The organism is Streptococcus sp. F0441 (assembly GCF_000314775.2).
Taxonomy (GTDB): Bacteria; Bacillota; Bacilli; order Lactobacillales; family Streptococcaceae; genus Streptococcus.
In genome coordinates, this window is the sequence record NZ_KB373321.1 from 891,302 (window position 1) to 904,810 (window position 13,509).

General features: G+C 43.6%; 17 protein-coding genes, 1 pseudogene and 1 other annotated feature. Of the genes and pseudogenes, 17 read left to right on the forward strand and 1 reads right to left on the reverse strand.

Going from position 1 to position 13,509, the window contains the following annotated elements; translation table 11 throughout:
• Positions 1-102 precede the first annotated feature (102 nt).
• The 4 genes from HMPREF9188_RS04240 (at position 103) to rpmA (ending at position 1,992) form a co-directional block, all read left to right on the forward strand.
• Entirely contained in the window at positions 103-789 is a 687-nt protein-coding gene (locus HMPREF9188_RS04240) for a YoaK family protein (RefSeq protein WP_009730006.1), read from the forward strand.
• A 64-nt stretch (positions 790-853) separates the two neighbouring features.
• Positions 854-973 (forward strand) — a sequence feature (ribosomal protein L21 leader region).
• A gap of 34 nt (positions 974-1,007) precedes the next feature.
• Positions 1,008-1,322, forward strand: a complete 315-nt coding sequence (rplU, locus tag HMPREF9188_RS04245; RefSeq protein ID WP_000109141.1) for a 50S ribosomal protein L21 — start codon at positions 1,008-1,010, stop codon at positions 1,320-1,322.
• A 15-nt stretch (positions 1,323-1,337) separates the two neighbouring features.
• The gene (locus HMPREF9188_RS04250; protein WP_000613705.1) at positions 1,338-1,682 is read left to right on the forward strand and encodes a ribosomal-processing cysteine protease Prp; all 345 of its coding nucleotides are present in this window, start codon (positions 1,338-1,340) and stop codon (positions 1,680-1,682) included.
• Between the two features lie 16 nt (positions 1,683-1,698).
• Positions 1,699-1,992 (forward strand): 50S ribosomal protein L27, encoded by a 294-nt coding sequence (gene rpmA / locus HMPREF9188_RS04255; protein ID WP_000916509.1) that lies wholly within the window; start codon positions 1,699-1,701, stop codon positions 1,990-1,992.
• Positions 1,993-2,135: 143 nt separating this feature from the next.
• On the opposite strand, the pseudogene HMPREF9188_RS10585 reads toward rpmA, so the two are convergent.
• A pseudogene (locus HMPREF9188_RS10585) lies at positions 2,136-2,231 on the reverse strand (AraC family transcriptional regulator); the annotation flags it as partial.
• On the opposite strand from HMPREF9188_RS10585, the gene HMPREF9188_RS04260 reads away from it, so the two are divergent.
• From HMPREF9188_RS04260 to frr, 13 genes are all read left to right on the forward strand, one after another.
• Positions 2,224-3,132 (forward strand): LysR family transcriptional regulator, encoded by a 909-nt coding sequence (locus HMPREF9188_RS04260; protein WP_009730007.1) that lies wholly within the window; start codon positions 2,224-2,226, stop codon positions 3,130-3,132. The pseudogene HMPREF9188_RS10585 and the gene HMPREF9188_RS04260 overlap by 8 nt on opposite strands.
• A complete protein-coding gene (gene lspA / locus HMPREF9188_RS04265) occupies positions 3,129-3,596 on the forward strand; it encodes a signal peptidase II (protein ID WP_009730008.1) in 468 nt (155 codons plus the stop codon). The genes HMPREF9188_RS04260 and lspA overlap by 4 nt, the downstream gene beginning before the upstream one ends.
• Positions 3,580-4,470 carry an RluA family pseudouridine synthase gene (locus HMPREF9188_RS04270; protein ID WP_009730009.1) on the forward strand — a complete coding sequence of 297 codons (891 nt, stop codon included), beginning with the start codon at positions 3,580-3,582 and terminating at the stop codon, positions 4,468-4,470. The genes lspA and HMPREF9188_RS04270 overlap by 17 nt, the downstream gene beginning before the upstream one ends.
• Positions 4,471-4,580: 110 nt before the next feature.
• Positions 4,581-5,690, forward strand: a complete 1,110-nt coding sequence (gene proB / locus HMPREF9188_RS04275; RefSeq protein WP_009730010.1) for a glutamate 5-kinase — start codon at positions 4,581-4,583, stop codon at positions 5,688-5,690.
• Positions 5,691-5,699: 9 nt separating this feature from the next.
• Positions 5,700-6,962, forward strand: coding sequence for a glutamate-5-semialdehyde dehydrogenase (locus HMPREF9188_RS04280; RefSeq protein ID WP_009730011.1), 1,263 nt, complete (start codon positions 5,700-5,702; stop codon positions 6,960-6,962).
• A 3-nt stretch (positions 6,963-6,965) separates the two neighbouring features.
• Positions 6,966-7,763 carry a pyrroline-5-carboxylate reductase gene (proC, locus tag HMPREF9188_RS04285; protein ID WP_009730012.1) on the forward strand — a complete coding sequence of 266 codons (798 nt, stop codon included), beginning with the start codon at positions 6,966-6,968 and terminating at the stop codon, positions 7,761-7,763.
• Positions 7,764-7,883: 120 nt separating this feature from the next.
• Positions 7,884-8,522 carry a dTMP kinase gene (gene tmk, locus HMPREF9188_RS04290; RefSeq protein WP_009730013.1) on the forward strand — a complete coding sequence of 213 codons (639 nt, stop codon included), beginning with the start codon at positions 7,884-7,886 and terminating at the stop codon, positions 8,520-8,522.
• On the forward strand, positions 8,519-9,409 hold the full coding sequence (locus tag HMPREF9188_RS04295) for a DNA polymerase III subunit delta' (protein WP_009730014.1): 891 nt from the start codon (positions 8,519-8,521) through the stop codon (positions 9,407-9,409). The genes tmk and HMPREF9188_RS04295 overlap by 4 nt, the downstream gene beginning before the upstream one ends.
• Positions 9,410-9,445: 36 nt before the next feature.
• Entirely contained in the window at positions 9,446-9,763 is a 318-nt protein-coding gene (gene yabA / locus HMPREF9188_RS04300; RefSeq protein WP_000358227.1) for a DNA replication initiation control protein YabA, read from the forward strand.
• Positions 9,764-9,765: 2 nt separating this feature from the next.
• Positions 9,766-10,635 carry a 16S rRNA (cytidine(1402)-2'-O)-methyltransferase gene (rsmI, locus tag HMPREF9188_RS04305; protein ID WP_009730015.1) on the forward strand — a complete coding sequence of 290 codons (870 nt, stop codon included), beginning with the start codon at positions 9,766-9,768 and terminating at the stop codon, positions 10,633-10,635.
• A 142-nt stretch (positions 10,636-10,777) separates the two neighbouring features.
• Positions 10,778-12,112, forward strand: a complete 1,335-nt coding sequence (trmFO, locus tag HMPREF9188_RS04310; protein ID WP_000083710.1) for a methylenetetrahydrofolate--tRNA-(uracil(54)-C(5))-methyltransferase (FADH(2)-oxidizing) TrmFO — start codon at positions 10,778-10,780, stop codon at positions 12,110-12,112.
• Between the two features lie 83 nt (positions 12,113-12,195).
• The gene (pyrH, locus tag HMPREF9188_RS04315; RefSeq protein WP_000002996.1) at positions 12,196-12,933 is read left to right on the forward strand and encodes a UMP kinase; all 738 of its coding nucleotides are present in this window, start codon (positions 12,196-12,198) and stop codon (positions 12,931-12,933) included.
• A gap of 8 nt (positions 12,934-12,941) precedes the next feature.
• Positions 12,942-13,499 carry a ribosome recycling factor gene (gene frr, locus HMPREF9188_RS04320; RefSeq protein ID WP_009730016.1) on the forward strand — a complete coding sequence of 186 codons (558 nt, stop codon included), beginning with the start codon at positions 12,942-12,944 and terminating at the stop codon, positions 13,497-13,499.
• Positions 13,500-13,509 lie beyond the last annotated feature (10 nt).

The window sequence follows — 13,509 nt, forward strand, 5'->3', positions numbered from 1 at the left end:
GGACTATCCAACAGATGGTAAAAATTTTCAAATGGACTACGAATTTCTTGGAGAAAGTGGTACAATATTTAGATAAGTAGATGAAATAAGAAGGGGGAGAAAATGAGATTATTACCAATAAGAAAAATATCACGTCAGTCTAAGCGACTAGCGCTTTTTTTGACTTTTTGTGCAGGATATGTCGATGCTTATACTTTTATCGTGCGAGGGAACACCCTTGTGGCTGGACAAACTGGGAATGTGGTTTTTCTTTCTGTAGGACTCATTCAGCAGAATGTCTCGGATGCCAGTGCCAAAGTAATGACCTTGCTTTCCTTTATGATGGGTGTCTTTTTACTAACATTGTATAAAGAAAAATTACGAATAGTTAAAAAGCCGATTTTATCCTTGATTCCACTTGCAGTCCTGTCCCTAATTATTGGCTTTGTACCGAAAACGGTTGATAATATCTACCTAGTCCCACCTTTAGCCTTTTGTATGGGACTGGTGACAACAGCCTTTGGAGAAGTGTCAGGTATCGCCTATAATAATGCCTTTATGACAGGCAATATCAAACGAACCATGTTAGCTTTTGGAGATTATTTTCGGACCAAGCATACGCCTTTTCTACGAGAGGGATTGATTTTTGTTAGCTTGCTTAGCAGTTTTGTCTTTGGAGTTGTTTTTTCAGCCTATTTGACGATTTATTATCAGGAGAAGACAATTTTAGGTATTCCTCTCATGATGAGCATCTTTTACATTAGTATGCTTTTTGCTTCTTGGAGGAAAAAAGGGAAAGAAAAAGCTTAAATTTGATTGATTTTACTTGTAAGAAAAAAGAAGATATGCTATACTTGAAGAGTTGACTATGCACAGTCCTGTGCAACCGCACGAACATCGTTGCTCGTCGTATACAAAATTTAAACTTTGTTATACTTAGAGCTCTTCTTTTAAGTGGTTCGTCCCACGATGCTAGGCGAGTCTTCACAAAAATACGGGGAAACCCTAAAAATCATAGGAGGTGCATAATGAGCACATACGCAATTATCAAAACTGGCGGAAAACAAGTTAAAGTTGAAGTTGGTCAAGCAGTTTACGTTGAAAAATTGAACGTTGAAGCTGGTCAAGAAGTTACTTTTAACGAAGTTGTTCTTGTTGGTGGTGAAAACACTGTTGTCGGAACTCCACTTGTTGCTGGAGCTACTGTAGTTGGAACTGTTGAGAAACAAGGAAAACAAAAGAAAGTTGTTACTTACAAGTACAAACCTAAAAAAGGTAGCCACCGCAAACAAGGTCACCGTCAACCATATACAAAAGTTGTCATCAACGCGATCAACGCTTAATTTTAAGGAGAACACATGATACAAGCAGTCTTTGAGAGAGCCGAAGATGGCGAGCTGAGGAGTGCGGAAATTACTGGACACGCCGAGAGTGGCGAATACGGCTTAGATGTCGTGTGTGCATCGGTTTCTACGCTTGCCATTAACTTTGTCAATTCTATTGAGAAATTTGCAGGCTATGAACCAATCTTAGAATTAAACGAAGATGAAGGTGGCTATCTAAAGGTTGAAATACCAGCGGATCTTCCTTCGCACCAGAGAGAAATGACCCAGTTATTCTTCGAATCATTTTTCTTAGGTATGGCAAACTTATCGGAGAACTCTTCTGAGTTCGTCCAAACCAGAGTTATCACAGAAAACTAACACGGAGGAAAACATTATGTTAAAAATGACTCTTAACAACTTGCAACTTTTCGCCCACAAAAAAGGTGGAGGTTCTACATCAAACGGACGTGATTCACAAGCGAAACGTCTTGGAGCTAAAGCAGCTGACGGACAAACTGTAACAGGTGGATCAATCCTTTACCGTCAACGTGGTACACACATCTATCCAGGTGTAAACGTTGGACGTGGTGGAGACGATACTTTGTTCGCTAAAGTTGAAGGCGTAGTACGCTTTGAACGTAAAGGTCGCGATAAAAAACAAGTTTCTGTTTACCCAATCGCAAAATAAAAAGGTCCAGTGAACCTTTTTATCCCGAGCCTTGAAATGAAAAGGCGAGGAAGCTACAAGTAGCATAAAATCAGGCTTTCCGAGTTTTCGGAGAGCCTTTTTTTGTTTTGATACCCATTTTGAATTTAATAGAGAATAGTTAGATTTAAACTTGCGATGGACACTTTTTTCTTTTTTGGAAAAATTCTGAAATATGGTATAATGAACAGATAGAGAAGTTGGGGGTAAAAGATGAACATTCAACAATTACGCTATGTTGTGGCCATTGCCAATAGTGGTACTTTCCGTGAAGCTGCTGAAAAGATGTATGTTAGTCAGCCGAGTCTGTCTATTTCTGTGCGCGATTTGGAAAAAGAGTTAGGCTTTAAAATTTTCCGTCGGACGAGTTCGGGAACGTTTTTGACTCGTCGTGGTATGGAATTTTATGAGAAAGCGCAAGAATTAGTCAAAGGATTTGATGTTTTTCAAAATCAGTATGCCAATCCTGAGGAAGAAAAGGATGAATTTTCTATTGCCAGTCAGCACTATGACTTCTTGCCACCAACCATTACGGCCTTTTCAGAACGCCATCCTGACTACAAGAACTTTCGTATTTTTGAGTCTACCACAGTTCAAATATTAGACGAAGTAGCCCAAGGACACAGTGAGATTGGGATTATCTACCTCAACAACCAAAATAAAAAGGGCATCATGCAACGGGTTGAAAAGTTAGGTCTCGAAGTCATTGAGTTGATTCCTTTTCATACCCACATCTATCTGCGTGAAGGACATCCCTTGGCGGAAAAAGAAGAACTGGTCATGGAGGATTTAGCTGATTTACCAACAGTTCGTTTCACTCAGGAAAAGGACGAGTACCTATACTATTCAGAGAACTTTGTCGACACCAGCGCGAGCTCGCAGATGTTCAATGTGACGGACCGTGCTACCTTGAATGGTATTTTGGAGCGGACAGATGCCTATGCGACTGGGTCTGGATTTTTAGATAGTGACAGTGTTAATGGGATCACAGTCATTCGCCTCAAGGATAATCTAGATAACCGCATGGTCTATGTCAAACGGGAGGAAGTGGAGCTTAGCCAAGCTGGGACTCTTTTCGTTGAGGTTATGCAAGAATATTTTGATCAGAAGAGGAAATCATGAAAAAAAGAGGAATAGTAGCAGTCATTGTACTGCTTTTGATTGGGCTGGATCAGTGGGTTAAAGCCTATGTTCTCCAGCAGATTCCACTGGGTGAAGTGCGTTCGTGGATACCCAATCTTGTTAGCTTGACCTATCTGCAAAATAGAGGAGCAGCCTTCTCCATGCTGCAAGATCAGCAGTGGTTATTTGCTATCATAACCTTGGTTGTCATGGCAGGTGCCATATGGTATCTACATAAGCACATGGAGGACTCTCTCTGGTTGGTTTTTGGATTGACTCTAATTATCGCGGGAGGTCTGGGCAACTTTATCGACAGAATGAGTCAAGGTTTTGTGGTGGATATGTTTCACCTAGACTTTATCAACTTTGCGATTTTCAATGTTGCTGACAGCTATTTGACAGTTGGTGTCATTGTTTTATTGATTGCAATGCTTAAAGAGGAAGTAAATGGAAATAAAAATTGAAACTGGTGGGCAACGTTTAGACAAGGCTCTGTCTGATCTGACAGAATTGTCACGCAGTCTCGCTAATGAACAAATCAAGGCTGGACAAGTCTTGGTTAATGGGCAAGCCAAGAAAGCAAAATACACTGTCCAAGAGGGGGATATCGTCACCTACCATGTGCCAGAACCAGAGGTTTTAGAGTATGTTGCTGAGGAACTTCCTCTGGAAATTATCTACCAAGATGAGCATGTAGCCGTCGTCAACAAACCTCAAGGGATGGTGGTCCATCCGAGTGCCGGTCATACTAGCGGAACCTTGGTCAATGCCCTCATGTACCATATCAAAGACTTGTCGGGTATCAATGGGGTTCTTCGTCCAGGAATTGTTCACCGTATTGACAAGGATACGTCTGGTCTCCTCATGATTGCAAAAAATGATGAGGCCCACTTGGCGCTTGCCCAAGAACTCAAGGACAAGAAGTCTCTACGTAAGTACTGGGCGATTGTTCATGGCAATCTTCCCAATGATCGTGGTGTGATTGAAGCACCGATTGGTCGGAGCGAAAAAGACCGTAAGAAACAGGCTGTGACTGCTAAAGGGAAACCGGCAGTGACGCGTTTTCACGTCTTGGAACGTTTTGGTGATTATACCTTAGTGGAGTTGCAACTGGAAACAGGGCGTACCCACCAAATTCGTGTTCACATGGCTTATATTGGTCATCCAGTCGCTGGGGATGAGGTCTATGGTCCTCGAAAAACGCTGAAAGGACATGGACAGTTTCTCCATGCTAAAACTCTAGGATTTATCCATCCGAAAACAGGTGAAACCTTGGAGTTTACGGCAGATATTCCAGATATTTTTAAAGAAACCTTGGAGAGATTAAGAAAGAATTAGACGTGATAAAAGAGTTGAGATGCCTTGTCTCAACCTTTTTTATTTCAAGTCTTTTCTATTTTAAAACATTCATGTTATAATGGATAAATATGAAGAATCGGAGTGAGAATATGAAGTACAAACGAATCGTCTTTAAGGTAGGGACCTCCTCCTTGACAAATGAAGACGGGAGTTTATCAAGAAGTAAAGTAAAGGTAATTACCCAGCAATTAGCTATGTTGCATGAAGATGGACATGAGTTGATTTTGGTGTCATCTGGGGCAGTAGCGGCAGGGTTTGGAGCTTTGGGCTTTAAAAAACGTCCGACCAAGATTGCAGATAAGCAGGCTTCGGCCGCAGTAGGCCAAGGTTTGCTCCTAGAAGAATACACAACCAACCTCCTCATGCGCCAAATCGTTTCTGCACAAATCTTGTTGACACAGGATGATTTTGTAGATAAGCGTCGCTATAAGAATGCCCATCAGGCCTTGTCTGTATTGCTTCATCGTGGAGCGATTCCCATCATCAATGAAAATGACAGTGTCGTCATTGACGAACTCAAGGTGGGTGATAATGACACTCTGAGTGCCCAGGTAGCGGCTATGGTGCAGGCAGACCTTTTGGTTCTCTTGACGGATGTGGACGGTCTCTATACTGGAAATCCCAACTCAGATCCAACAGCCAAGCGTTTGGAGAAAATTGAGACTATCAATCGTGAGATTATTGATATGGCTGGTGGAGCTGGTTCGGCAAACGGTACTGGGGGTATGCTGACAAAAATCAAAGCGGCTACGATCGCAACGGAGTCAGGGGTACCAGTCTATATCTGCTCGTCCATGAAATCAGATGCCTTGATTGAGGCAGCTGAAGAAACTAGGGACGGTTCCTTCTTTGTTGCGCAAGAGAAGGGACTTCGTACTCAGAAACAATGGCTGGCTTTCTATGCTCAAAGTCAAGGAACGATTTGGGTAGATGGTGGAGCTGCAGAAGCACTTTCAAAAAACGGAAAAAGTCTCCTTTTATCAGGTGTGGTAGAAGTGGAAGGGAATTTCTCTTACCATGATATTGTCACAGTAGCAGATAAAGAAACAGGTCAATCTCTTGGAAAGGGACGTGTCCAATTTGGCGTCTCAGCCCTAGAAGATATGCTCCGTTCTCAAAAAGCTAAGGGAGTCTTGATTCACCGTGATGACTGGATTTCCATCACTCCTGAAATCCAGCTGCTCTTTACAGAATTTTAGAGGTGAACGATGGTAAGTACACAAGAACAATTTGAACAGGTACAGGCTGTTAAGAAATCAATCAATACTGCCAGCGAAGCAGTGAAAAACCAAGCCTTGCTAGCTATGGCTGATCATTTATTGGCAGCTACTGAGGAGATTTTAGCGGCCAATGCCCTCGATATGGCAGCGGCCAAGGGAAAAATCTCAGATGTTATGCTAGACCGTCTTTATTTGGATGCGGGACGTATAGAAGCGATGGCAAATGGGATTCGTGAAGTGGTTGCTTTACCAGATCCTATTGGTGAAGTCCTAGAAACAAGTCAGCTTGAAAATGGCTTGGTTATTACTAAGAAGCGTGTGGCTATGGGGGTCATCGGTATTATCTATGAAAGTCGTCCAAATGTGACATCTGATGCGGCTGCTTTGGCACTCAAGAGTGGGAATGCAGTTGTTCTTCGTAGCGGTAAAGATGCCTATCAAACAGCTCATGCTATTGTCACAGCCTTGAAGAAGGGTTTGGAGACGACTACCATTCATCCAGAGGTGATTCAACTGGTGGAAGACACCAGCCGTGAAAGTAGCTATGCTATGATGAAGGCCAAGGGCTATCTAGACCTTCTCATTCCTCGTGGAGGAGCTGGCTTGATCAATGCTGTGGTTGAAAATGCTATCGTACCTGTTATTGAGACAGGAACAGGCATTGTCCATGTCTATGTGGATAAGGATGCCGATGAAGACAAGGCTCTCTCTATCATCAACAATGCTAAAACTAGCCGTCCTTCTGTCTGCAATGCCATGGAGGTCTTGCTGGTTCATGAAGACAAGGCAGCAAGCTTCCTTCCTCGCTTGGAACAAGTTCTGGTTGCAGAGCGTAAGGAAGCTGGACTGGAACCAATTCAATTCCGCTTGGATAGCCAAGCAAGTCAGTTTGTTTCAGGTCGAGCAGCTGAGGCCCAAGACTTTGACACCGAGTTTTTAGACTATATCCTAGCGATTAAGGTTGTGAGCAGTTTAGAAGAAGCGGTTGCGCATATTGAAGCCCATAGTACCCATCATTCGGATGCCATTGTGACAGAAAATGCTGAAGCTGCGGCTTTCTTTACAGAGCAAGTGGACTCTGCCGCGGTTTATGTCAATGCCTCAACGCGTTTCACTGATGGTGGGCAGTTTGGTCTTGGATGTGAGATGGGGATTTCTACTCAGAAACTGCATGCGCGTGGACCAATGGGCTTGAAAGAGTTAACCAGCTACAAGTATGTCGTTACTGGTGACGGACAGATAAGGGAGTAAGAGATGAAGATTGGATTTATCGGTTTGGGGAATATGGGTGCTAGCTTGGCCAAGGCTGTCTTGCAGGGTAAGGCGGGTGCTCAGATTCTCCTTGCCAATCGTAGTCAAGCGAAAGTAGATGCTTTCATTGCCAACTTTGGTGGTCAGGCTTCCAGCAATGAGGAAATTTTTGCAGAAGCAGATGTGATTTTTCTAGGTGTTAAGCCTGCTCAGTTTTCTGAACTGCTTTCTCAATACCAGACCATCCTTGAAAAACGAGAAAGTCTTCTTTTGATTTCCATGGGGGCTGGATTGACCTTAGAAAAACTGGCTAGACTTCTTCCCAGTCACCACCGAATCATTCGCATCATGCCCAATACTCCAGTGGCTATTGGGCAAGGAGTGATTAGTTATGCCATGTCAGCAAACTGTCGTGCTGAGGACAGTGAACTCTTTTGTCAATTATTAGCCAAGGCTGGTCTTTTGGTTGAGTTGGGAGATAGTTTAATCGACGCGGCGACAGGTCTCGCAGGTTGTGGACCAGCTTTTGTTTATCTCTTTATCGAGGCTTTGGCAGATGCGGGTGTACAGACAGGATTACCACGAGAAATGGCTTTGAAAATGGCAGCCCAGACAGTAGTCGGCGCTGGACAAATGGTCCTCGAAAGTCAGCAACATCCTGGAGTATTGAAAGACCAAGTTTGTAGCCCAGGAGGTTCGACTATCGCTGGTGTAGCCAGTCTGGAAGAACATGCCTTTAGAGGCACGGTCATGGGCGCAGTTCATCGAGCCTATAAACGAACACAAGAACTAGGTAAATAAGAGGTTGGATGACTCCCAGCCTCTTTTATGGTCGAATGAATGGAGAAGACGCAAAAAGATTGTCACAAAAACCTATTTTTTTGATAGAATAGAAGGTAGAAAAAAAGAAATGAGTTAGACATGTCAAAAGGATTTTTAGTCTCTCTTGAGGGACCAGAGGGAGCAGGAAAAACCAGTGTTTTAGAGGCTCTGCTCCCAATTTTAGAGGAAAAAGGAGTAGAGGTGATGACGACCCGTGAGCCAGGTGGAGTCTTGATTGGGGAGAAGATTCGTCAAGTGATTTTGGATCCAAGTCATACTCAGATGGATCCTAAAACAGAGCTTCTTCTTTATATCGCTAGTCGCAGGCAGCACTTGGTGGAAAAAGTTCTTCCAGCACTTGAAGCTGGTAAGTTGGTCATTATGGACCGCTTCATCGATAGTTCCGTTGCTTATCAGGGATTTGGTCGTGGCTTGGATATTGACGCCATTGACTGGCTCAATCAGTTTGCGACAGATGGCCTCAAACCCGATTTGACACTTTATTTTGACATTGAGGTGGAAGAAGGACTGGCTCGCATAGCTGCTAATAGCAATCGTGAGGTCAATCGTTTGGACTTGGAAGGGTTGGACTTGCACAAAAAAGTCCGTCAAGGCTACCTTTCTCTTCTGGACAGAGAAGGGAATCGTATTGTCAAGATTGATGCCAGTCTTCCTTTGGAGCAAGTTGTGGAAACGACCAAGGCTGTCTTGTTTGAGAGAATGGGATTGGCAAAATGAAACAAGAACAACTAAAGGCTTGGCAACCAGACCAGTTTGACCGCTTTGTCCGTATTTTAGAACAAGACCAGCTCAATCACGCCTATCTCTTTTCAGGTTTCTTTGGAAGCTTGGAAATGGCGCAGTTTTTGGCTAAGAGCCTCTTTTGTACGGATAAAGTAGGCGTTCTACCATGCGAGAAATGCCGAAACTGCAAGCTGATTGAGCAGGAAGAATTTCCCGATGTTACTTTGATTAAGCCAGTCAATCAGGTTATCAAGACAGAACGCATTCGAGAATTGGTGGGTCAGTTTTCCCAAGCAGGGATTGAAAGCCAGAAACAGGTCTTTATTATTGAGCAGGCGGAAAAGATGCATCTCAACGCAGCCAATTCTCTGCTCAAGGTTATCGAAGAACCCCAGAGTGAAGTTTACATTTTCTTCTTAACTAGCGATGAGGAAAAGATTTTACCGACCATCCGTAGTCGGACGCAGATTTTCCATTTTAAAAAGCAAGAGGAAAAGCTCATCCATCAATTAGAACAAGCAGGTCTGGTCAAGAAAAAAGCGACTCTCTTAGCCCAGTTTTGTCAATCACGAGCTGAAGCTGAAAAGTTGGTAAATCAGGCAAGTTTTTGGACCTTGGTCGATGAAAGTGAACGCCTGCTGACCTGGTTATTAGCAAAGAAAAAAGAAAGCTATCTACAAGTTGCTAAATTAGCCAACTTGGCAGATGACAAGGAAAAACAAGATCAGGTCTTGCGAATCCTCGAAGTTCTTTGTGGACAGGATCTCTTGCAAGCAAGGATTCGACAGATTCTACAAGATTTGCTAGAAGCTAGAAAAATGTGGCAGGCTAATGTCAGCTTTCAAAATGCCATGGAATATCTGGTCTTGAAAGAAATATAAACTCAATGAAGAATAAAGAAAGGAAAGGGCTGATTTATGGATAAGAAAGAATTATTTGATGCGCTGGATGATTTTTCCCAACAGCTATTGGTGACCTTGGCCGATGTGGAAGCCATCAAGAAAAATCTCAAGAGTCTGGTAGAGGAAAATACAGCTCTTCGTTTGGAAAATAGTAAGTTGCGCGAACGCTTAGGTGAGGTGGAAGCAGATGCTCCCGTCAAGGCCAAGCATGTTCGTGAAAGCGTTCGTCGGATCTATAAGGACGGGTTTCACGTATGTAATGATTTTTATGGACAACGCCGAGAGCAGGACGAGGAATGTATGTTCTGTGACGAGTTGTTATACAGGGAGTAGGCATGCAGATTCAAAAAAGTTTTAAGGGTCAGTCTCCCTATGGCAAGCTTTACCTAGTGGCAACGCCGATTGGCAATCTGGATGATATGACCTTTCGTGCTATCCAGACCTTGAAAGAGGTGGACTGGATTGCTGCTGAGGACACGCGCAATACTGGTCTCTTGCTCAAGCATTTTGACATTTCGACCAAGCAGGTCAGTTTTCATGAGCATAATGCCAAGGAAAAAATTCCTGATTTGATTGGTTTCTTGAAGGCGGGGCAAAGCATCGCTCAGGTCTCCGATGCGGGTCTGCCGAGTATCTCGGATCCTGGTCATGATTTAGTCAAGGCAGCGATCGAGGAAGAGATTGCAGTTGTCACAGTTCCAGGTGCCTCTGCAGGGATTTCTGCCTTGATTGCCAGTGGTTTGGCGCCACAACCACATATCTTTTACGGTTTCTTACCGAGAAAATCAGGTCAGCAAAAGCAATTTTTCGAAGCCAAAAAAGCCTACCCAGAAACTCAGATTTTCTATGAATCGCCCCATCGTGTAGCGGATACGTTAGAAAATATGCTAGAAGTCTACGGTGACCGCTCGGTAGTCTTGGTCAGAGAATTGACCAAAATCTATGAAGAATACCAACGAGGCACCATTTCTGAGTTATTAGAAAGCATAGCTGAAACGCCGCTCAAGGGCGAGTGCCTTCTCATCGTTGAAGGTGCCAGTCAGGATGTGGAGGAAAAGGACGAGGAGGACTTGTTTTCAGAAATCCAATCTCGTATCCAGCAAGAAATGAAGAAAAATCAAGCCATTAAGGAAGTTGCAAAACTCTACCAGTGGAATAAAAGCCAGCTCTACGCTGCCTATCACGATTGGGAAGAAAATCAATAAAATGACTAAACAGGGAAGTTTTCCTTCTTCCCTTTTTTTGTTATACTAGTAAAAGAAAAATTAGAAAGATTTGTGGGTGTCAAACAATCCAGTAGCTTGTTTTTACTTGGACTTAGTTTCCACCCAAAGAGGTATTAGTGTCGTGTCTCAATCTTATATTAATGTTATCGGTGCAGGTTTGGCAGGTTCTGAAGCAGCCTACCAAATCGCAGAACGTGGTATTCCAGTTAAACTCTATGAAATGCGTGGTGTCAAGTCAACACCTCAGCACAAAACAGACAATTTTGCTGAATTGGTTTGTTCCAATTCTCTTCGTGGCGATGCTTTGACCAATGCAGTTGGGCTTCTCAAGGAAGAAATGCGTCGCTTGGGTTCTGTTATCTTGGAATCTGCTGAAGCGACACGTGTTCCTGCGGGCGGTGCCCTTGCGGTGGATCGTGACGGTTTCTCCCAAATGGTGACCGAAAAAGTGGCCAACCATCCCTTGATTGAAGTGGTTCGTGATGAAATTACAGAATTGCCGACGGATGTTATTACGGTTGTCGCGACTGGTCCTTTGACCAGCGATGCCCTAGCTGAGAAGATTCATGCCCTTAATGATGGGGATGGATTCTATTTCTATGACGCGGCGGCGCCGATTATTGACGTTAACACCATCGATATGAGCAAGGTCTATCTCAAGTCTCGTTATGACAAGGGAGAGGCGGCCTACCTCAATGCTCCAATGACCAAGCAAGAGTTTATGGATTTCCATGAAGCCTTGGTCAATGCGGAAGAAGCACCGCTCAATTCCTTTGAAAAAGAAAAGTACTTTGAAGGTTGTATGCCAATCGAAGTCATGGCAAAACGTGGCATTAAAACCATGCTTTATGGCCCTATGAAACCAGTTGGTCTGGAGTATCCAGATGACTACACAGGCCCTCGTGATGGAGAATTTAAAACACCGTATGCGGTTGTCCAACTTCGTCAGGACAATGCGGCTGGTAGTCTCTACAATATCGTCGGTTTCCAGACCCACCTCAAATGGGGAGAACAAAAGCGTGTCTTCCAAATGATTCCAGGTCTTGAAAATGCGGAGTTTGTCCGTTATGGGGTCATGCACCGCAATTCTTACATGGATTCACCAAATCTTCTCGAGCAAACCTATCGTTCTAAGAAACAGCCCAACCTCTTCTTTGCTGGTCAAATGACGGGTGTGGAAGGCTATGTTGAGTCAGCAGCGTCAGGCTTAGTTGCAGGTATTAACGCGGCTCGACTCTTCAAGGGTGAAAGTGAAGCTATCTTCCCAGAGACCACAGCGATCGGAAGTCTGGCTCATTACATCACTCATGCGGACAGCAAACATTTCCAACCAATGAATGTCAACTTCGGGATTATCAAGGAGTTGGAAGGCGAGCGTATCCGTGATAAGAAGGCTCGTTATGAAAAAATTGCAGAGCGTGCTCTTACCGACTTAGAGGAATTTTTAACGGTTTAATTTTTTTGAAAGAATTGCTCATGATACTATAAAAATCTTAGAAATTGTGATAAAATAGGTAGGATAAAAAAAGGAGAGTAAAAATGGCGAACCCCAAGTATAAACGTATTTTAATCAAGTTATCAGGTGAAGCCCTTGCCGGTGAACGTGGCGTAGGGATTGATATCCAGACAGTTCAAACAATCGCAAAAGAGATTCAAGAAGTTCATAGCTTAGGTATCGAAATTGCCCTTGTTATTGGTGGAGGGAATCTCTGGCGTGGGGAACCTGCTGCAGAAGCAGGAATGGACCGTGTTCAGGCAGATTACACTGGAATGCTTGGGACCGTTATGAATGCTCTTGTGATGGCAGATTCATTGCAACAAGTAGGTGTCGATACGCGTGTGCAAACTGCCATTGCTATGCAACAAGTGGCAGAGCCTTACGTACGTGGACGTGCCCTTCGTCACCTTGAAAAAGGCCGTATCGTTATCTTTGGTGCCGGAATTGGTTCACCTTACTTCTCAACCGATACAACAGCGGCTCTTCGTGCAGCTGAAATCGAAGCAGATGCTATTCTCATGGCTAAAAATGGCGTTGACGGTGTTTACAATGCCGATCCTAAGAAAGACAAGACAGCCGTTAAGTTTGAAGAATTGACCCACCGTGATGTTATCAACAAAGGTCTTCGTATCATGGACTCAACTGCTTCAACCCTCTCAATGGACAACGACATTGACTTGGTTGTCTTTAACATGAACCAACCAGGCAACATCAAACGTGTCGTATTTGGTGAAAATATCGGAACAACAGTTTCAAACAATATCGAAGAAAAGGAATAGGAAAGATTATGACTAACGCAATTATTGAAAAAGCGAAAGAAAGAATGACCCAGTCTCACCACTCACTTGCTCGTGAATTTGGTGGTATCCGTGCCGGCCGTGCCAATGCAAGCTTGCTTGACCGTATCCACGTAGAATACTATGGAGTAGAAACTCCTCTTAACCAAATCGCTTCAATTACCATTCCAGAAGCGCGTGTCTTGTTAGTGACACCATTTGACAAGTCTTCATTGAAAGACATCGAACGTGCCTTGAACGCTTCTGATCTTGGTATTACACCAGCTAATGACGGCTCTGTGATCCGCTTGGTTATCCCTGCCCTTACAGAAGAAACTCGTCGTGACCTTGCTAAAGAAGTGAAGAAGGTCGGTGAAAATGCTAAAGTAGCTATTCGTAACATCCGTCGTGATGCTATGGACGAAGCTAAGAAACAAGAAAAAGCAAAAGAAATCACTGAAGACGAATTGAAGACTCTTGAAAAAGATATTCAAAAAGTAACAGACGATGCTGTTAAACACATCGACGACATGACTGCCAATAAAGAAAAAGAACTTTTGGAAGTCTAAAAATAAACAG